Source organism: Rugamonas rivuli, assembly GCF_009380165.1.
In the GTDB taxonomy this organism is placed as follows: domain Bacteria; phylum Pseudomonadota; class Gammaproteobacteria; order Burkholderiales; family Burkholderiaceae_D; genus Rugamonas; species Rugamonas rivuli.
This window is the reverse complement of record NZ_WHUF01000005.1, coordinates 568,003-587,435: the sequence shown is the minus strand read 5'-3', so window position 1 is coordinate 587,435 and position 19,433 is coordinate 568,003. Positions and strand designations below refer to the sequence as shown.

Annotated in this window: 18 protein-coding genes; 13 read left to right on the top strand and 5 right to left on the bottom strand. The window is 65.0% G+C overall.

Annotation, left to right across the window (positions count from 1 at the left end; genetic code table 11):
- Window positions 1-33: 33 nt before the first annotated feature.
- From GEV01_RS21440 to GEV01_RS21415, 6 genes are all read left to right on the top strand, one after another.
- The gene (locus GEV01_RS21440; protein WP_152807541.1) at window positions 34-3,507 is read left to right on the top strand and encodes a DUF748 domain-containing protein; all 3,474 of its coding nucleotides are present in this window, start codon (window positions 34-36) and stop codon (window positions 3,505-3,507) included.
- Between the two features lies 1 nt (window position 3,508).
- On the top strand, window positions 3,509-4,357 hold the full coding sequence (locus GEV01_RS21435; RefSeq protein ID WP_152807540.1) for an EamA family transporter: 849 nt from the start codon (window positions 3,509-3,511) through the stop codon (window positions 4,355-4,357).
- Window positions 4,358-4,409: 52 nt separating this feature from the next.
- Entirely contained in the window at window positions 4,410-4,868 is a 459-nt protein-coding gene (locus GEV01_RS21430; protein WP_152807539.1) for a hypothetical protein, read from the top strand.
- A 61-nt stretch (window positions 4,869-4,929) separates the two neighbouring features.
- Window positions 4,930-5,247 carry a hypothetical protein gene (locus GEV01_RS21425; RefSeq protein WP_152807538.1) on the top strand — a complete coding sequence of 106 codons (318 nt, stop codon included), beginning with the start codon at window positions 4,930-4,932 and terminating at the stop codon, window positions 5,245-5,247.
- A gap of 102 nt (window positions 5,248-5,349) precedes the next feature.
- Complete coding sequence (alaC, locus tag GEV01_RS21420) at window positions 5,350-6,546, top strand: alanine transaminase (RefSeq protein WP_152807537.1); 1,197 nt, start codon at window positions 5,350-5,352, stop codon at window positions 6,544-6,546.
- Window positions 6,547-6,630: 84 nt separating this feature from the next.
- Complete coding sequence (locus GEV01_RS21415; protein ID WP_152807536.1) at window positions 6,631-7,167, top strand: hypothetical protein; 537 nt, start codon at window positions 6,631-6,633, stop codon at window positions 7,165-7,167.
- On the opposite strand, the gene GEV01_RS21410 is transcribed toward GEV01_RS21415, so the two are convergent.
- Complete coding sequence (locus GEV01_RS21410; protein WP_152807535.1) at window positions 7,164-8,180, bottom strand: zinc-binding alcohol dehydrogenase family protein; 1,017 nt, start codon at window positions 8,178-8,180, stop codon at window positions 7,164-7,166. The genes GEV01_RS21415 and GEV01_RS21410 overlap by 4 nt on opposite strands.
- A gap of 98 nt (window positions 8,181-8,278) precedes the next feature.
- Here GEV01_RS21410 and GEV01_RS21405 point away from each other — a divergent pair, with 98 nt between their 5' ends.
- Entirely contained in the window at window positions 8,279-9,178 is a 900-nt protein-coding gene (locus GEV01_RS21405; protein ID WP_456239008.1) for a LysR family transcriptional regulator, read from the top strand.
- A gap of 96 nt (window positions 9,179-9,274) precedes the next feature.
- On the top strand, window positions 9,275-10,348 hold the full coding sequence (locus tag GEV01_RS21400) for an AI-2E family transporter (protein WP_152807533.1): 1,074 nt from the start codon (window positions 9,275-9,277) through the stop codon (window positions 10,346-10,348).
- A 72-nt stretch (window positions 10,349-10,420) separates the two neighbouring features.
- Here the strand turns inward: GEV01_RS21400 and GEV01_RS21395 are convergent, their stop codons facing one another.
- Window positions 10,421-10,645 (bottom strand): hypothetical protein, encoded by a 225-nt coding sequence (locus GEV01_RS21395; protein ID WP_008446853.1) that lies wholly within the window; start codon window positions 10,643-10,645, stop codon window positions 10,421-10,423.
- Between the two features lie 139 nt (window positions 10,646-10,784).
- Here GEV01_RS21395 and GEV01_RS21390 point away from each other — a divergent pair, with 139 nt between their 5' ends.
- The 3 genes from GEV01_RS21390 to GEV01_RS21380 are packed head-to-tail and all read left to right on the top strand — an operon-like array spanning window position 10,785 to window position 13,234.
- A complete protein-coding gene (locus GEV01_RS21390; RefSeq protein WP_152807532.1) occupies window positions 10,785-11,498 on the top strand; it encodes a phosphatase PAP2 family protein in 714 nt (237 codons plus the stop codon).
- A complete protein-coding gene (locus GEV01_RS21385) occupies window positions 11,432-12,406 on the top strand; it encodes a diacylglycerol/lipid kinase family protein (protein ID WP_328595583.1) in 975 nt (324 codons plus the stop codon). The genes GEV01_RS21390 and GEV01_RS21385 overlap by 67 nt, the downstream gene beginning before the upstream one ends.
- Window positions 12,407-12,415: 9 nt before the next feature.
- Window positions 12,416-13,234: a metallophosphoesterase family protein gene (locus GEV01_RS21380; RefSeq protein ID WP_152807531.1), complete on the top strand. Its 819-nt coding sequence runs from the start codon at window positions 12,416-12,418 to the stop codon at window positions 13,232-13,234.
- 4 nt (window positions 13,235-13,238) lie between these two features.
- Here GEV01_RS21380 and cls read toward each other — a convergent pair whose 3' ends face one another.
- The gene (cls, locus tag GEV01_RS21375; RefSeq protein WP_152807530.1) at window positions 13,239-14,630 is read right to left on the bottom strand and encodes a cardiolipin synthase; all 1,392 of its coding nucleotides are present in this window, start codon (window positions 14,628-14,630) and stop codon (window positions 13,239-13,241) included.
- Window positions 14,627-16,714 carry a site-specific recombinase gene (locus GEV01_RS21370; RefSeq protein WP_152807529.1) on the bottom strand — a complete coding sequence of 696 codons (2,088 nt, stop codon included), beginning with the start codon at window positions 16,712-16,714 and terminating at the stop codon, window positions 14,627-14,629. The genes cls and GEV01_RS21370 overlap by 4 nt, the downstream gene beginning before the upstream one ends.
- Window positions 16,715-16,917: 203 nt before the next feature.
- Here GEV01_RS21370 and GEV01_RS21365 point away from each other — a divergent pair, with 203 nt between their 5' ends.
- Window positions 16,918-17,985, top strand: coding sequence for a porin (locus tag GEV01_RS21365; protein ID WP_152807528.1), 1,068 nt, complete (start codon window positions 16,918-16,920; stop codon window positions 17,983-17,985).
- A 42-nt stretch (window positions 17,986-18,027) separates the two neighbouring features.
- On the top strand, window positions 18,028-18,864 hold the full coding sequence (locus GEV01_RS21360; protein ID WP_152807527.1) for a branched-chain amino acid aminotransferase: 837 nt from the start codon (window positions 18,028-18,030) through the stop codon (window positions 18,862-18,864).
- Here GEV01_RS21360 and GEV01_RS21355 read toward each other — a convergent pair whose 3' ends face one another.
- Window positions 18,865-19,395 (bottom strand): DUF3617 domain-containing protein, encoded by a 531-nt coding sequence (locus tag GEV01_RS21355; RefSeq protein WP_152807526.1) that lies wholly within the window; start codon window positions 19,393-19,395, stop codon window positions 18,865-18,867.
- Between the last annotated feature and the right edge of the window lie 38 nt (window positions 19,396-19,433).

The window sequence follows — 19,433 nt, the reverse complement described above, 5'->3', positions numbered from 1 at the left end:
TGCCTGTGGAATAGAAATCTTCAGGGGAATAGTTTGCAGGTACTGAACAAACGATGGAAGCGATGGGGTGCGGGCTTGGCCGGCGCCGTGGGCGTGTACGCGCTGGCGGGCGGCTGGCTGTTACCACAGGTGATCAAAAGCCAGCTTCCAAAGTTTGTCGAGACCGAACTGGAGCGCAAGGCTAGCATAGGGGAAGTCAGTTTCAACCCCTTCACCTTGCGGCTGGCGGTGCAGCAGTTCCAGCTGACCGAGGCCAACGGTGCACCGCTGTTCGGCGTCGGTGCGCTGGAGGTGGAGATGCAGTGGCGCTCGCTGCTGCGTCGCGCCTGGAGTTTTGCCGATATCCGCATCGTGGCGCCGTCGGTGCAGTTGGCGATTGCGGCGGATGGCAAGTTCAATATCGCGGAGTTCGTGGCGACGCTGAACAAGCGCAAGCACGATGACAGCGATAGCGGCATGCCGCGCCTGGTCATCGAGCATTTCGCGCTGGAGCAGGGCAAGGTCGATATGCATGACCGTCACGCCGGCTACAACGATACCTATGCGCCGATCGCGTTCACGCTGAACAATCTGAGCACGCTGCCCGACGAGAACGGCGACTACACGCTGAGCGCCGATGCGGGGCTGGGCGGCAAACTGCGCTGGAAGGGCGCGGCGGCGCTGAACCCGATCGCGGGCAGCGGCTTGCTGACGCTGGAGAATGTGGCCTTGCCGGGCATGGCGACCTATCTGAAGTCGTTTGCGCGGGTGGCGGTGGTGGATGGCCGCTTGTCGGCCAAGCTGCCTTACAAATTCGCTTACAAGGATGGGCAGCTGGATGCTAGCCTGTCCGGAGCTGGCCTGGCGTTGAACGATCTGGCGGTCAAGCGCGATGGCGCGGCCGAGGCCTTCGTCAAGCTGAAGCTGTTCGATATCAGCGATGTCGGTGTGGACTTGCTCAAGCGGACTGTTAGCGTCGGCGGCCTGCATGTCAGCGGCGGCGCGCTGGCGGTGCGTCGCGATGCCAAGGGGGAGCTCGATCTGGCGGGATTGATGGTGCCTGCTGCGCCGGCCGCGACCCCGGCGCCTGCTGCTGCGCCCGTGACCGCTTCGGCCTCAACGGCGAGCGCGCATGCGGCTACGGCCGCGAAACCGGCTCCGGCCGGCAACTGGAAAGTCCACCTCAAACAACTCGCGTTCGATGAAATCGCCGTGTCGGCGGTCGACGAGACCGTCAGCCCCGCGCTGAAGTTCAATGCGGACAAACTGAAACTGCGCCTGCAACTGCAAGCCGAACCGGCCGCCGACGGGCTCAAGCTCAACATCGCCGACGCCGCCTTCTCACTGGATAACCTGATCCTGAGCAGCGGCGCGATGACGCCGTTGAAACTGGCGCAACTGGGCTTCGAGGGCGGCGAGATCGACCTGGCCGCGCATAGCGCCAAGCTGGGCCGCCTGTACGCTGATGGCGGCCAGCTGGACCTGTCGCGCGACAAACAGGGCAAATTCCTGTTCCTGAACACGTTCCCGAAATCGGGCGGCGGCGCCGCGCAGCCGGCCGCGAAGGACGCTCCGGCCGCCGCGCCGTGGATTGCCAACGTCAAGACCGTGGAGTTCAACAAATTCGGCGCCCGCTACGATGACGCCAGCACCGGCATCAAGGCCAACCTGCAAGACTTCAACCTCAAGCTGACCGACGCCGGCACCGACCTGAAGAAACCATTGGCATTCGACGGCAGCGTCGGCCTGCGTGAAGGCGGGCAGCTGGTCGCCAAGGGCAAGGTAGTGCCCGCCACCGGCGCCGTCGAGACCGACCTCAAGTTGACCAAGCTGGCGATCGCGCCGGTGCAGCCTTTGCTGTCCAAACACGTCAAGCTGAAGATCGCCGACGGCAGCATCTCCGGCCAGGGACATCTGCACACCGGCGCCGGCGGCAAGGCCGATCCTTCGCTGCGCTACGACGGTTCGCTGGAAGTGGCCGAGCTGACGCTGAACGAGGAGGACAACGACCGCTTCGCGCACTGGAAAACGGTGCGCGCCGACAAGCTGGCCTTCAGCCTGTCGCCGGACTTGCTGGACGTGGCCGAACTGCGCGTGGTCCAGCCGGACGCGGCCCTCATCATTGAAAACGACCGCAGCTTCAACGCCCAGCGCCTGCTGGTGCAGCAGCCCGCAGATGCAGCGCCCGCAGCCAAACCAGCCCCGGCGCCCGCAGCGGCGGCCGAACCGTTCCCGGTGCGCGTGCGCCGCGTGCGCGTCGAGAACGCCAAGCTGGCCTTCACCGATCTCAGCCTGCGTCCGCAATTCAGCGCAAAAATCTATGAGCTGGGTGGCGTGATCACCGGCCTGTCGTCGCGGCGCGACGCCAGCAGCCAGATCGAACTGGATGGCCGCGTCGACGACTTCGGCCTGGCGCGCATACGCGGCAAGCTCAATCCCTTCGTCCCGGCCGACAACACCGACGTGAACGTCGTGTTCAAGAACGTCGACATGGTGTCGGCCTCGCCGTACAGCATGAAGTTCGCGGGCTACAAGATCGCGGAGGGCAAGATCTCGCTGGAGCTGGAGTACAAGGTGCGCCAGGGCCAGCTGGAAGGCAACAACCACATCGTGCTCGACAAGCTGACCCTGGGCGAACGCATCGACAGCCCGGACGCGCTCAAGCTGCCGCTGGAACTGGCGCTGGCCATCCTGAAGGACAGCGACGGCCGCATCGACCTCGGCGTGCCGGTCTCCGGCAATATGAACGATCCGCAGTTCAGCTACGGCAGCGTGGTGTGGAAGGCCATCGGCAACATCATGACCAAGATCGTCACCTCGCCATTCCGCGCGCTGGGCAATCTGTTCGGCGTCAGCGGCGACAAGCTGGAGTCCATCGACTTCGATCCGGGCAGCGATGTCGTGCTGCCGCCGGAGCGCGAGAAATTGAAACAGGTGGCGCAGATCCTGGCGAAGAAGGCGCAGCTGAAACTGTCCGTGCCTGGCCAGTACAGCGTGGAATCCGACGGCGCGGCCCTGCGCGCGCAAGCGCTGCGCCGCGTGGTGCTGGCGCGTGCCGATATCAAGCTGGCCGCCGGCGAACAACCGGGACCGCTCGACATCGGCCAGCGCAAAGTGCGCGGCGCCATGCGCGACCTGTACGCCGAACGCTTCGGAGCGGCCGAGCTGGACAAGCAGAAGAAGGCCGCCGAGTCCGCCGCTCCGGCCGCCGCCACGGCAGCCGATGCCAACGCCGCCGCGCAAAAGAAACTGCCTATCCTGCAGCGTCTGGGCAAGATGGTGCAGGGCGAACCGCAAGTGGCGGACGCCAGCGACTTCTACGCCAAGCTGCAGGAGCGCCTGGAGAAAAACCAGCCGCTGCCGGCAGACGCCTTGCCGCAACTGGGCGTCAAGCGCGCCGCCGCCATTCTCGCCGCATTGAAGGATGACGGTGTCGATCCCGCCGCCGCGCACACCACCGCAGCGGAAACGGTGGACGCCAGCGCCGGCAAGCCGATTGCGTTGAAGCTCGGGCTGTCGGCCAAATAAGATGACGGACGATAAAAAACACGGCAGCGCACTGCTGGCCGGGTTGGCGCTGCTGACCAGCCAGCTGTCGATCAACGTTGGCGCGGCGGTGGCCAAGCACCTGTTCCCGCTGATCGGCGTGGAAGGCGTGACGGCCTACCGCGTCGGCATCTCGGCGGTGTTGATGATGCTGGTGTTCCGCCCGTGGCGCACGCCGCTGACCTGGAAGCAGGGCTGCAACGTGGCGATCTACGGCAGCGTAATCGGCTTGATGAACCTGCTGATCTACCGCTCCTTCAGCCGCATCCCGCTGGGCATCGCGGTGGCGATCGAAGTGGCCGGGCCGTTGACGGTGGCGGTGCTGTCGTCGCGCCGCCCGCGCGATTTCGCCGCAGTTTGCCTGGCCGTGGTGGGCCTGTACTTCCTGCTGCCGATACATGGCGAGGTCGGCCAGCTCGACCCGGTCGGCGTGCTGTACGCGGCCGGCGCGGCCGTGTGCTGGGCCTTGTACATCGTGTACGGCAAGCGCGTGTCGGCGATGCATGGCGGGCAGTCGGTGGCATGGGGCATGCTGGCGGCGTCGATGTTCATCGTGCCGATCGGCGCGTGGTACGCCGGCGCGGCGCTGCTGACGCCGACCTATCTGCTGATCGGCCTGGCGATTGCGGTGATGTCCAGCGCCTTGCCGTACACGCTGGAGATGGTGTCGATGCGCACGCTGTCGTCGCGCACCTTCAGCATGTTCAGCAGCGGCGCCCCGGCGCTCAGCGCGCTGGCCGGCATGGTGGTGCTGGGCGAACACCTGACGCTGACGCAATGGCTGGCCATCGCCAGCATCGTGCTGGCCTCTGCGCTGACTTCTTTGCGTTGAATCAGATCTGCTGAGCTTGCTTTGGCCGGTCGAACAGGCCTAGCATGCAAGCATGGACATCGAGACGCGACTCATACGGTTGGAAGAATTTTCTGTCGAGGCGCAGCAGCGGCTGGGGCGGCTGGAGGAGTTCGCCATCGAGGGGCGTCAACGGCTTGAGCGTCTGGAAGAATTTGCCATCGAGGCGCGTCAACGGCTGGGGCGGTTGGAGGAATTCGCCATCGAGGCGCGTCAACGGCTTGAGCGGTTGGAGGAATTCGCCATCGAGGCGCGCGAACGGATGATCAAGATCGAAACGCGCCTGGACCACATCGAGGCCAATATGGCTACCAAGGCTGACTTGGCAAATCTCAGCGCCACCATGATCAAATGGATCGTCGGCATGGTGAGTGGCGCAGGACTGGCTGCCATCACCGTCATGACATTTGTGTTGAACAACGCAGTTCCGCCCAAGGCAGCGCCATCTGCGTCACCTGCGCCCATCGTCTTTCAATTGCCGCCGACCAGATAAGCCTTGCGTTGCATTTGTGATCAGTTCGTGGCAGCATAGCCGCTCATTGACGGAGACCACTATGCAAACCGCCCGAGCACAACAACCCATCGCCGCCGCAGCGGTCTCGCTGATCGCGTGGATTTTTTGCGTCGCCGCTTTCCTGCCGCCGCTGAACCATTACACCATGAACTCGGTGCCGCTGATGATCATGGCCGGCGTCGGCATCGCGGTCAGCCTGATCGTGCACCTGATCTTCATCGGCATGGCGGCACAGCGCCTCGGCCGTTCGCCGGCGCTGTGGGTGATCGTTTGCCTGTGCCTGTTCCCGATCGCGTCCATCGTCGGCCTGATCCTGTTCGAGTGGTTCAGCGAACAGGAGAAACAAGCGGGCGCTTAAAAAGAGTGTTGCAAAAAGCCGAAACCTTCGGCTAGTATGGATGCCGATGCAACATTGCATCGACGTCGCTCGGACGGTTCCGGGCGCTTACGTGAGACATCCATGACTGACACCCAAACTTCGCGCAGCTTTTCGCGCATCGATCGCCTGCCTCCCTACGTTTTCAATGTCACCGCCGAGCTCAAGCTGGCGGCCCGCCGTCGCGGCGAAGACATCATCGATATGTCGATGGGCAATCCTGACGGCGCCACGCCATCGCACATCGTTGAGAAGCTGGTCGATACCGTCCAGCGTCCCGATACGCACGGCTACTCGGCCTCCAAGGGCATCCCGCGTCTGCGGCGGGCGATCACCAAGTGGTACAAGAACCGCTACGAAGTCGAGTTCGATCCCGATTCGGAAGCCATCGTCACCATCGGCTCCAAGGAAGGCCTGGCGCACCTGATGCTGGCCACGCTGGACCAGGGCGACACGGTGCTGGTGCCCAATCCCAGCTATCCGATCCACATCTGGGGCGCGGTGATCGCCGGCGCCAATATCCGTTCGGTGCGCATGACGCCCGGCGTCGATTTCTTCGACGAGCTGGAGCGCGCGGTGCGCGAGAGCTATCCGAAACCGAAGATGATGATACTGGGCTTCCCGTCCAATCCGACCGCGCAGTGCGTGGAGCTGGAATTCTTCGAACGCGTGGTGGCGCTGGCCAAGCAGCACAACATCCTGGTGGTGCACGACCTGGCCTACGCCGACATCACCTTCGACGGCTGGAAAGCGCCGTCCATCATGCAGGTGCCGGGCGCGCGCGAGGTGGCGGTGGAGTTCTTCACCATGTCCAAGAGCTACAACATGGCGGGCTGGCGCATCGGCTTCATGGTCGGCAACAAGGAGCTGGTGGCGGCGCTGGCGCGCATCAAGAGCTACCACGACTACGGCAGCTTCACGCCGGTGCAGGTGGCGGCGATCGCCGCGCTGGAAGGCGACCAGAGCTGCGTGAGCGAGATCTGCGCGATGTACCAGAGCCGCCGCGACGTGCTGCACAAAGGCTTGTGCGAAGCGGGCTGGCCGGTGGACAAGCCCAAGGCTTCGATGTACATCTGGGCGCGCATTCCCGAGCCGTATCGCCATCTGGGGTCGCTGGAGTTTTCCAAGCTGCTGCTGGCCGAGGCCAAGGTGTGCGTGTCGCCCGGCATCGGCTTCGGCGACTACGGCGATGAATATGTGCGCTTCGCGCTGATCGAGAACGAAGCCCGCATCCGCCAAGGGCTTCGCGGCATCAAGGCCATGTTGCGCAAAGCCGACTAAATCTGCGTGGACTTTACGCCGCATCAAGCGCCTTGTTTGATGCGGCGGCTACTGTGTTCCTGAATTCCCTCAGGAGCGTCCATCATGTCTTCCTCGCCCGTCAGCGACAGCACGCGTCGTTTGCTCGACGCCGTCAGGAAACTCGAACTCACCTTGCAATCCGCCGGCCTGCCGCGCGTACTGGCGCGGCTGCCCGTGTGCTGGCTGTGCTGGCACTACTGCCGCACGCTGGACCAGAAGATCGTCCGCATCAAACGCATCTCCGGCAAGTTCGACCAGTGGCTGCCGGCGATCCGTTCATACGCGAAGGAAGGGCCGGCGCAGACCGAACTGATCGACGTCGACCTCAGCATGCGCGGCGACATCGAGGCCACCAAGAACACCATGTGGGAATTGCGCAGCTACTGCATCGATGTCGGCCGCATGTTCGAGCAGCTGGGCTACCAGTCGCCTGGCCTGCGTAGGCGGCAGGCGCAGTTCCTGCAGATCCTGGAAACCTCCTGCGTCTCGGCCAGCACCATGCAGGCGGCGTTGGCCGAGCATGACAACGCGGTGCTGGACCTGCTGCGCTCGCGCCAGATGGAACAGCGCGCGGCCGACGGCGAAGCGCCCGCCGCTTAAAACCCTTCCAACACCAGCTTGCCTTTGGCGCGGTTGCTTTCGATGAGAGCATGTGCGCGCTTCAGGTTGACCGCATTGATCTTGCCGTAGCGTTCGGCCAGCGTGGTCTTGATGACGCCGGTGTCCACCAGCGTCGCCACATCGTTCAGCAGTTGGTGCTGCTTCTGCATGTCGGCCGTCTCGAACATCGAGCGGGTGAACATGAACTCCCAATGCAGCGACACGCTCTTGCGCTTGAGCAGGCGCACGTCGATGGCGGCCGGGTCGTCGATCAGCGCCACCTTGCCTTGCGGCGCGACCAGCTCGGCGATGGCGTTCCAGTGCTGGTCGGTCTGGTTCAGGCTGGCGACATGGCTGACCGGCGGCAGGCCGAGGCGGGCGATCTCTTCGTTCAGCGGCTTGCTGTGGTCGATGACGTGGTGCGCGCCCAGCTGCCTGACCCAGGCCGCCGTGTCGTCGCGCGAGGCGGTGCCGATCACGGTCAGCCCGGTCAGCTGACGCGCCAGTTGCACGAGGATGGAGCCGACCCCGCCCGCCGCGCCGATCACCAGCAGCGATTGGCCATGCGTGGCGGCCTTGTCGCGGCTCACGCCCAGGCGTTCGAACAGCAGTTCCCAGGCGGTGATGGCGGTCAGCGGCAGTGCTGCGGCCTGGGCGAAATCGAGCTTGGCCGGCTTGTGGCCGACGATGCGTTCGTCCACCAGATGCAGCTCGCTGTTGGTGCCCGGGCGCATCAGCGCGCCTGCGTACCAGACTTCGTCGCCCGGCTTGAACAGCGTGACATCCGGGCCGATGGCCTTGACGATGCCGGCCGCGTCCCAGCCGATGACTTTGCTGTGGCCTTCGGCCGGCGCCATGTTGGCGCGGATTTTCACGTCCACCGGATTGACCGAGATGGCCTTGACCTCGACCAGCAGGTCGCGGCCGGCCGCTTGCGGCGTCGGCAGCTCGATATCGATCAGCGCGTCGTCGTGGGTGATGGGGAGGGACTTGCGGTAGGCAACGGCTTTCATGGAATCTTCCGAATGAGTTGGGATGGGCGTATCATCATTTATTTCGTGCGGCTGAAAAAGAGGCTGAATATTGAAACACTTTCAAAGGAATGAAGATAGTGCTGCGATTGGATGATTTGACGGTCTTTGTCCGCACCGCTGACCGGGGCAGCCTGTCGGCGGCCGCGCGCGAGCTCGAGATTTCGCCGGCGCTGGCCAGTGCCGCCGTCAAGCGGCTGGAGGGCGAGCTCGGCTTGCGGCTGTTCGCCCGCACCACGCGCTCGTTGCGGCTGACGGAGGAGGGCGAGCACTACCTGGGCAACGCCCGCGAGGCACTGCGGCTGCTGAAGGAAGGCCACGATGCGCTGATCCAGGGACAGGAAACGCTGGGCGGCACGCTGAAGATTTCCATGCCGTCGGACCTGGGGCGCAATATGATGGTCGGCTGGCTGGACCAGTTCCAGGCGCAGTATCCCAAGGTCAGCTTCCAGCTCAGCATCAGCGACCGCGTGTCGGACATGTACCGGCAGCCGGTCGACATCGCCGTCCGCTACGGGCGGCAGGAAGATTCCGGCCTGGTCGCTTTGCCGCTGGCGCCGGACAACCGCCGCGTGCTGGTGGCGTCGCCGGACTACATCCGCCAGCACGGCAAGTTGAAGGCGCTGGACGAACTGCTGCGCCACAACTGCCTGCGCTTCATGGTGGAGGAGGTGATCCACGACCGCTGGAGTTTCTACCGCGACGCCGCCGCCGGGCCGGTGGCGCTGCACGTCAACGGCAACCGCAGCGCCGACGATGCCGACGTGGTGCGGCGCTGGGCGGTGGCGGGACTGGGCATCGCCTACAAATCGCGGCTGGACGTGTCCGACGATATCCGCAGCGGGCGCCTGCATATCCTGATGCCGGACATACTGGGCGAACCGGCGCCGCTCAACATGCTGTGCATGCATCGCGCGCAGATCACGCCGACGGTGCTGCAGCTGCGCGACTTCCTGCGGGCACGATGCGAGAAGGCTTAGCAATACGCTTAGGGAATAATTAAAACGCCAGGCCGCCATTTGCGGCCGGGGCAAATGCGCTTACCATAGCCACAATATTTTCCAGGAGATACTCCGATGACCGAAACCCAGCGCGACATCCTCAGTGCCGGCTTTTCCCTGACCTTGATCGCGCTGGCGGCCTTCGTCATGCATCGCTTTTTCCTGCCGCTGATCTGGGCCGGCATCCTGTGCGTGGCGACATGGCCGTTGTACCAGCGCATACGGGCGCGCTTCGGCCGCCACGATGTGTTGGCCGCCGCCGTGCTGACGCTGATCTGCGCCGCCGTCTTCATCGTGCCGGTATCGCTGGGCGTGGCGCAGGCCGCGAGGCAGGCGCCGGAACTGGCCAACTACATCGTCACCGCCAACACCGACGGCATTCCCGTGCCGGCCTTCGTCCAGCATCTGCCCATGGTCGGCGAGTGGATCAGCGGCTGGTGGCAGGCCACGCTGAGCCAGCCGCACGGCTTGTCGCACCTGCTGTCCGAACGCGAGATCAACGGCCTGCACTCGGCCAGCGACATGATCAAGGTGGCCGGCGCGGGCTTTATGCACCGGCTGGTCGACTTCGGCCTGGCCTTCCTGTGCCTGTTCTTCTTCTACAAGGATGGCGAGGCGCTGAACCGCCAGATCGCCGCCATCGGCAGCCACTGCCTCAGCGAGCAGCGCTGGGCGCGCTACGCGGAAAAAATCCCCACGGCGATCCGCGCCACCGTCAACGGCCTGGTGCTGGTCGGTCTGGCGGAAGGCGTGTTGATCGGCATCGGTTATGCGTTCGCAGGCCTGCCGTCCCCCGCTCTGTGGGCGGCGGTGACGGGGATCCTGGCGATCATTCCATTCGGTGCGCCGCTGGCGTTTGTCAGCGCGGCGGCGGTGCTGGCGTTCAATGGCGCCGTACCGGCCGCTATCGCGGTGGCGGTGTGGGGTACCATCGTGCTGTTCGTGGCGGACCACTTTGTACGGCCCGGCATGATCGGCAACGCCACGCGGCTGCCGTTCCTGGCCGTACTGTTCGGCATTCTCGGCGGGGTCGAAACCCTGGGCCTGGTCGGACTGTTTATTGGTCCGGTCGTGATGGTGTTGTTTGTGACGCTGTGGTACGAGGCGAATCTGTTTGATGACGGTTCGCCAGTTGCCAAACCCAGGTGAGGAGCGCGAGCGAGGTCGCGGCGTCGGCCGGCCTGTCTTGCGACTGGATCGGGCAACTGGCACCGGCAACCATTAGTGCGCCTTCGACAGGATCAACAACCAGCGGCGGAACATCAGCACTTCCAGATGGCCTGCCTGGACGCCGGTGTCGCATTCCATGATGGGGTTGACTGCGTAGTAGCGCTTGCGGAAGTCACGGCAGACCAGCAACTCACGTTTGCCCATGCGAACCAGGAAAGAGGTAGGCATATATTCCAGACCGAAGCGGGAACCAAAGCTGCTGTGCAGTGTAGTCATGACGTTTCCTTTTGGAGGAGTAGTGTTTATCGAGGAGTTCAGAATAGCATAAGTACTGTATGAATAAACAGGTACTGTGTAAATAAACAGTAAATTCGCTATTTCGTGGTTTTTACGCCAACTTGATCGGCCGTCGGCCTTGGAGCACCAAATTTTCAACAAATTCGTACGTTTCATCGAGGCAAGACTCTCTCCCAGCGGCGAATTCGGCCTGCACCTGACCTTGGGCCTGGCGCTGCTGCTGGTCTCGGGCGCGATCTTCGGCGACCTGGCCGAGGATGTGATGGGCAAGGAAGCGATCACCGTGCTGGACCTGCAAGTGGCGCACTGGTTCCACGCCCACGCCTTCGAACCGCTGACCAGCTTCATGCTGGGCGTGTCGTGGGTGCATACGGGCTATGGCATGGCGGTGCTGGTGGCGGCGCTGGGCTGGTACTTCTGGCGCGTGAAGGCGCGCTACTGGCTGCTGGCGCTGCTGGTCGCCGTGCCCACCGGGGCGGCCCTGAACGTGGCGTTGAAGTACTACTTCCAGCGCACCCGGCCGGTATTCGATGACCCGCTGGTGACGCTGGCGACGTACAGCTTCCCCAGCGGCCACGCGGCGGCGTCGACGGTTTTCTACGGCCTGCTGGCGAGCTACCTGGTGATCGCCCGTCCGCACTGGCATGTGCGCTTGGGAACGGCCGTCGGCTGCAGCTTGATGGTATTGTTGGTGGCGTTCAGCCGCGTCTACCTGGGCGCGCACTTCATGAGCGACGTGCTGGCCGGGATGGCCGAGAGCGTGGCGTGGCTGGCGGTCTGCATCACCGCGATCTCGACGCTGCGCCGGCGCCGCGAAGGCAGAACGGTATAAACTATTTTCAGGAGAACGCGCTGGACAGCATCATCGTTATCGTCAACGCCGGCGCCGGGCTGGGTTATTGCGGCGGCTGGGTCGCCGCGCTGGAAGAGAAATTCCGCAGCCACGGCATCGAGGCCGACATCACGCTGGCCAAGAGCGGCGCCGAGATGATCGCGCGCGCCGAGCAGGCGCTGGCCGATGGCGCGCCCGTGGTGGTGGCGGGCGGCGGCGACGGCACCATCAACGCGGTGGCCTCGGTGCTGGTGGACAGCGCCACGCGACTGGGCGTGCTGCCGCTGGGGACGCTGAATCATTTCGCCAAGGATTTGAAGATCCCGCTGGAGCTGGACCAGGCCGTCGCCAACGTGGTGCAGGGCAGGGTGTGCCAGGTGGACGTGGGCGAAGTGAACGGCCGCATCTTCCTCAACAACTCCGGCTTGGGCATTTATCCCGACATCGTGCGCGACCGCGAACAGCAGCAGCGCCACCTGGGGCGCGGCAAATGGCCGGCGTTCGGACGCGCGCTGTTCGCGGCGCTGCGGCGCTTTCCCTTCATGAGCGTGCGGCTCAAGATCAACGGCGAAGACCATCTGCGGCGCACGCCCTTTGTCTTCATCGGCAACAACGAATACCTGCAAGGCCTGACGCTGGGCGCGCGCGAGCGGCTCGACAGCGGCAAGCTGTGCCTGTACGTGGCGCAGAAGCCGACGCGGCTCGGCCTGCTGCGCTACGGCCTGCACGCGCTGTTCGGCAAGCTGGGGCAGGCGCGCGACTTCGACGTGCTGTCGGCGCCGGAGCTGGTGATCGAAACCCGGCATCATCACATGCGCGTCGCCACCGACGGCGAGGTGACGCTGATGAAGCCGCCGCTGTGCTACCGCTCGCGGGCGGCGGCCTTGAACGTCATCGTTCCGGCCTAGGAGGGCCTCATGCGCACCATCGTCCATTTATCCGATCTGCATTTCGGCCGCGTCGACCACCAGCTGTTGCGGCCGTTGCAGGAGCTGGTCGCAAGGCTGGCTCCGGACGTGGTGGTGGTGTCCGGCGACCTGACGCAGCGCGCCAGGACCGAGGAGTTCAAGGCGGCGCGGGCGTTTCTCGACACCTTGCCGGGGCCGCAGATCGTGGTGCCGGGCAATCACGACATCCCGCTGTACAACGTCGCCAGCCGTTTCCTGGCGCCGCTGCGCAAGTACACGCGCTACGTCACGCTGGACCTGACGCCGGAATATGTGGACGAGGAAATCGCCGTGCTGGGCATTAACACGGCGCGGTCGCTGACGTTCAAGGATGGCCGCATCAACCGCGAGCAGATCGAGCAGATCCGCCGCCGCATGGGCGACGTCGATCCGCACCTGACGCGCATCATCGTCACCCACCATCCCTTCGATTTGCCGGACTCCTTCGACAAGGACGACCTGGTCGACCGCGCGCCGCTGGCGATGCGGGCGTTTGCCGAGTGCGGCGTGGATTTGCTGCTGGCGGGGCATATGCACGTCAGCCACGCGCACAACACGGCCGAGCGCTACGAGATCAGCGGCTATGCGGCCTTGATGGTGCAGGCTGGCACGGCCACATCCACGCGCGGGCGGGGCGAATCGAATTCCTTCAACGTCATCCAGGTCGAGCATGACCGGGTTGAAGTGCACCGCTACAGCTGGGTGGACGGCACCGGCAGCTTCGAGCTGGCCCACACCGAGCGCTTCCAGCGCAGTGGCGGTACGTGGACGCTGACTGCCGAGGCGTGATGGCTTAAAGCCAGTAGTTCATGAAGCGGGCGGCGAATTCGCGCAGGCGGTCGGCCCACGGGCGGTGGCGCCACGCTTCCGGCGTGATCCGCACCGAGTCGCGCAAGTCTTCCTGGAAGGCCTTCTCCATCTCGGTGCCGAACACCTCGCCCATCACCACCACGTTCAACTCGCTGTTGTGCAGGAAGCTGCGGGTGTCGATATTGGTCGATCCCACCGTCGACCAGTTGCCGTCGATGACGGCGGTCTTGGCATGCAGCACCGCCAGCTTCAACTGGTGGATCTGCACGCCGCTGTCCAGCAGATCGTCGTAGAACGCGTGGCCGGCGTAGAACACCAGCCCGCTGTCCGACACGCCCGGCAGCACGATCTTCACGTCCACGCCGCGCCGCGCGGCCGCCATCAGCGCGTCGACCGTCTGCCGGTCCGGCACGAAGTAGGCGGAGGTGATATGGATGCTTTTCTTCGCCTCCTGGATCGCCAGGTTGTAGGCCTTGTAGATTTCGAACTTGCCGCCGGGCTCGCTGCCCAGCACGCGCACCACCTTGTCGCCGGCGATCACCGGCTGGGGGAAGTAGTCGGCCGCCGGCAGGTCGTCCTTGTCCTGCGTGGCCCACTGGCGCACGAACAGCCACTGGAAGGCTTGCACCGCCGGCCCTTCGATCTTGATGTGGGTGTCGCGCCAGCCCACCTGCGACTTGTCGGTGGGCCGGGCCGAGGAGCGGAACAGCGAGCTCTTGGCGTAGGTGGCGCTGATGTTGATGCCGCCGGTGAAGGCGATCGCGCCGTCGACGATCAGCACCTTGCGGTGGTCGCGGCTGTTGAGCTTCCAGCTTTCGCCGCTCAGCTTGGCCGGATTGACCGGGTTGAATTCCACCAGCCTGATGCCGGCCTTGCGCATGCGCTCGAAGAACCCGGCCGGCACGCCGATGGTGCCGACGCTGTCGTACAGGATGTTGACCGTCACGCCTTGCTGCTGCTTCTCGATCAGCGCGTCGGCGAATTTCAGGCCCAGCTCGTCCTGGTCGAAGATATAGGTTTCCAGGTTGATGTTGTTGCGGGCGGCGTTGATGGCCTTGAGCATCTCGGCCATGGTCTGCGGGCCGTCGAACAGCAGCGTGCACTTGTTGCCGGCGATCAGGGGCACGCCGGTGGCCGCTTCCTCCAGCGCGGCCTGGGCTTGCAGATCGAGCGATCCCTTGGGCCAGCGCTTGGCCAGCAGCGCCCGCGTGCGCGCCTCGCCGATGGCGCCGTTGGCGCCCTGGACGCTGGGCGTGGCGGCGGGATCGAGCTTGCCGCTCATCGCCGTCACATCGGGCAGCGATGCGCATGCGCCCAGCAGGCCCCAACACATCAAGGCCGGGGATAGCCAGTAGCGCATGCGGGTAATGTTCATCTGTGTGCCTTGTCGTTGGACTTCGATTCATCGGCCAGCGCCTGGGGCTCCGCCTCTTCCGCGGCGGAGCCGAAGAAGAACGATACCGGCCCCTGGCGGAACCTGCGCCCCAGCGCCTTGAGCAACTGCCAGCCGTGCTTGAAATGCACCTGGCGCGAACGCAGCGCCACCCACAGCGCCAGCCCGAAGCTGACCAGCAGGTTGACGGTGCCGATCAGCAGGAAGCCGGCCACCGACGTCGCCACCAGTTGCCAACTAACATTGTGATCGAGTCCGACCATCGCTGTCGCAAAGTTGGCCGACGAGAAGGTGACGTGGCGGATGTCCAGCGGCATGCCCAGCAAAAAGCCCAGCAGCGGCATCACGCCGAGCAGGATGCCGAAGAAGAAATTCCCCATCAGCCCGCCCAGATTGTTTTCCATGTAGACGCCCAGACGGTTCAGGCGTTCCTGCCCCAGCAGCCAGCGCAGGCCGCGCAGTTGCGCGATGCGCTGTGCCCAGCGGGTGTACAGCGCCTTGTTGTCGTAGTAGCCGGAAATCAGGCCGGCGACGAACAGGCAGACGCCGGCGATGGCGGCGTAGATCAGCGTCGGCGCGTGGAAGGGATCGATGTCGTGCAGCAGGTGCATGGCCTTGTCCGGCGACACCAGATGGTGGCCGGTGATCAGCGGCCAGGCCATGGCGATCAGCCACGCGGTCGGGATGGCGGTGGCCAGGTTGCCCAGCACCGCCATGTTCTGCGTGCGTATCACCTTGCTGCACAGCTCGGCCATGCTGTCGAGGTCGATGTTGCGGCCATCCTTGCTGTGCAGGCCGGCGGCGATGCGCGAGGCCGTCATCGCCGGCTGCTTGGTGGCGACGGTGAAGTGCAGCAGGTGGATGAACATGAAGCCCAGCGAATAGTTCATGCTGAACAGGAAGGCTTCGACCAGCGGCGCGGCGCGCAGGTAGGACATCAGGATCTTGAACAGCGCCATGAAGCCGATCACCAGGCCGGCGCCGGCCGAGGACACGAACATGCCGCCCAGTTCCTTGCGGTGGTCGGCCACGTAGTGCTCGCCGGTGTGGCTGGCGTTCTCGGTGACGTTGCGCGCCAGCAGGTCGATGTTGTCGCGCATCAGGTCGCGCACCATGTACTTGTTGTTGTGCGCCTCGATCAGTTCCAGCGCCAGGCCGACGGCGGCCCCGCGGCGCGGGCTGGGCGGGCCTTCCTGCTGGTGCGGCGCGTGGCCGGCGTCTACCGGCTGGATCTCGGCCGGCGCGGCCTGCAGCTCGCCGCTGACGTCGACCAGGAACAGCAGCTTGCGCAGCCGGTCTATGCTTTGCGTCAGCGTCACCAGCAGATAGGTCAGGGCGATGCTGGTGCCCTGGCTCAAGGCTTTCTTGCGGATCTTGGCGACCACGGCGTCGCACTGGTCCAGCATCACCAGCAGGTGGCGCGCGTCTTCCGGCGCGGCCTGTTCGCCGCCCAGCATGCGCTGGTAGTGGTCGAGATAGGCATTGACCTCGAAGTTCTGCACCATGAAGGGCGATTCGTAGGTTTCCATCTCGGTGTGGAAATTGGTCAGCGTCGGTTCCAGGCCGATGGCGCACACGCGGTAGGACAGCGTGCGTATCGCTTCCAGCAGGCCGGGCAGCATCAGGTTGGGCGCGGCGGGCGCGTCGTTGACCACGTCGAGCAGGGCCAGCCAGTCGGCGGCGGGCACGGCGGCGATCCACAGGTAATCGGTGCGGCGGTAGACCACGCGGTCGAGGGCGTCGCTCAGGTAGTCGTCGCCCAGCGCGGGCGGCAGGATGCGGTAGGCGATACGCCGCTTGAGTTCGGTGAAGAAGCCGTCGTTCGACAGCACGCCGATCTCGGTGTACAGGCTGGCGTGACGGCGGCTGGAGAGCAGCTTGCGCGCGTAGTGGTGCAGGGCCAGCGCGTGGGCGGGATTGCCGCGCAGCAGCTGGCACAGGGTGCGCACATTGGCCGTGGCGCGGGCGCCGTCGGTGGCGCGCGGGGGACGCAGGGTATCGAACAGCTCGACCATCAGGCCGATGTCATTGCTGTCTGCGTCTATGCGTTCGAGGATGTCTAGCATGCATAAGGCGGGCGGACCGCGTAGGACAAAAACGCAGTATAGACGTATAAGTCTGCCAAGTATGTACGCTGGCGTACATAGTCTATCCGCTGGGAAACTTGAGTGTGGCCGAAGTAAGAGCTGGCGAAACGTGGTCGTCCGCACAGAAAAGCGGCGGCGCCCGTCTTACCATGGGCCTATCACCCATTCGACTCCTGCTTGCCATGAAACCGATTTTATACGCGCTGCCCCTGATCCTGCCGCTGAGCGCCGCCGCGCAGCAGGTCTACGGCCTGCTCGACGCCGGCGTGGTGGCGGAGCGGGGCTGCCCGCAGGGCGCCTGCGCGCACACCCGCGTCGACAGCGGCGTCGCCTCCGGCTCGCGGCTGGGCGTGCGCGGGCGCGAAGACCTGGGCGGCGGCACGGCGGCGGTCTACACGCTGGAGGCGGGCGTGCTCAACGATACCGGCCGCTCCGACCAGAACGGCAAGCTGTTCGGCCGCCAAGCCTATGTCGGGCTGGACGGGCCGCTGGGCGCGGTCACGCTGGGCCGGCAGTACAACCTGGTCTACGAAACGCTGACCGACGTCGCCGACCCTTTCCACGGCGGCATGGCCGGCAGCGCGGCCAACCTGGTCGGCTACACCGTCCAGCGCTACGACAACACCATCAAGTACCAGTCGCCGCGCAGCAAGGGCGGCTGGACCGGCGCGGCGATCTACAGCTTCGGCGAATCGCCTTACAACAGCAAGGTCAACCGGGCTTACGGCGCCACCATCGGCTATGCCCACGGCGCGGCCACGCTGCGCATCACCCACCAGCGCAAGGACAATCTGCTGGACGCCACCGGCACCACGCCGGCGGTCGACCAGTCGGCCCGCAATACGCTGGTGGCGGCGAATATCGACTTCGGCCGCTTCGTCGGCTATGCCGCCTACGGCCGCAGCAGGGGCGACGGCAGCGCGCCGTGGGACATGTCCAACCCCTACGGCGCGGTGGCGCAGAGCACGCCGTCCAACAACAGCCGCGATGTACTGGTCGGCGTCGCCGTGCCGATGGGCGCCACCACCTGGCTGGCGTCCTATATCCGCAAGGACGACCGCAGCGGCGCCAACCGCGACGCCAGCCAGATCGCGGTCGGCGTCAGCTATGCGCTGTCCAAGCGCAGCGATGTCTACGCGGCCTATGCCCGCATCCAGAACCGCAACGGCGCCGGCTACACGGTCGGCAACGCCAGCAGCGCCGGACACGGCGACCAGGCCATCCACATCGGGCTGCGCCACGCTTTCTGATCCGTGCTAAATTGCTCGTTTTAGCACTCACCAGGAACGAGCATGTATCTGACTTTCTTCAACGGCAGCTGGTCTGAAGGTAACACCCCCTTGTTTGGCGCGATGGACCACAGTGTGTGGCTGGGTTCGTCCGTATTCGACGGCGCGCGCTCACTGCGCGGCCACATGCCGGACCTGCGCCTGCACCTGCAGCGCGTTATCACGTCGTCCGAGCGCCTGGGCCTGGTGTGCCCGCTGAGCGTCGACGAGATGGAAAAGCTGGTGCGCGAAGGCGTGGCCAAGTTCCCGGCCGATGCCGAGCTGTACATCCGTCCGCTGGTGTTCGGCACCGACGGCCTGCTGGTGCCGGTGCCGGAGAAGAGCGCGTTCGCGCTGACGCTGTTCGATGCGCCTATGCCGGCCTTCACCGGCTTCTCGGCCTGCCTGACGGCGCTGCGCCGCCCGGACCCGTCGATGGCGCCGACCGATGCCAAGGCGTCGGCGCTGTACGCCAACACCAGCAAGGCCATCCGCGAAGCCCAGCAGCGCGGCTACGACAACGCGGTGGTGTGCGACAACGCCGGCAATGTCGCCGAGTTCGCTTCCGCCAATCTGTTCCTGGTCACGCCGGAAGGCAAGGTCGTGACGCCGGTCGCCAACGGCACTTTCCTGTCCGGCATCACCCGCGCGCGCGTGATCGCCTTGCTGGCGAAAGAGGGCATCGTGGTCGAAGAGCGCTCGGTGCGTCCCGAGGAACTGGAAACGGCGATCGAGATCTTCAACACCGGCAACTACGGCAAGGTCACGCCGTGCATCCGCTATGAGGCGCGCAGCCTGCCGGTGGGCCCGATCGCCACGCTGGCCTTGCAGCGCTACATGGCGTTCTCCGACAGCGAGTAATCACTGAGGCTTGGCCGGGCAGCTGGCGCTCAGCCAGCGTCCGGTCGATTCCACCTGCACGTTCTGCGGCTTGCCGCCTGCTTCGCTGCTGACGTTCATGTTCATCACATAGCTGCTGTCGCCGTTGAAGCGCAGCGTGCCGGTGCCGCTGGAGGCCGGCTCGGTGCAGCTGAACGAGATGTTCATGCCGCCCGCCACCGGATCGTTCTTCGACGTGCATTTGCCTTTCTGATTCATCGGCAATTCCTTTTTCGCCGCCATCTCGGGCGTGACGCAGGCGGTCACGACGATGCCGCCGTCGCCGCCGGCCTTGGGCATGGAGACGCCGTTCTGCTTCATCATCGCTTCCATCTGCGCGCGCTGTTCGGGCGGCAGATTGGCCAGCTGCTTGAGCGCCATGCTCATCGCCTGGTCGGTCTGGGCATTGCCGGTCTTGACCTTGTTGGTCAGCTCCCACAGGCCGGGCTTGAAGGTCTGGGCCGAGGCTGGCACCGCGGCCAGCATGGCCAGCGCAACTATCAATCGTTTCATGTGATCTCCCAAAAAAGAAAAACGGCACGCCACCGTCA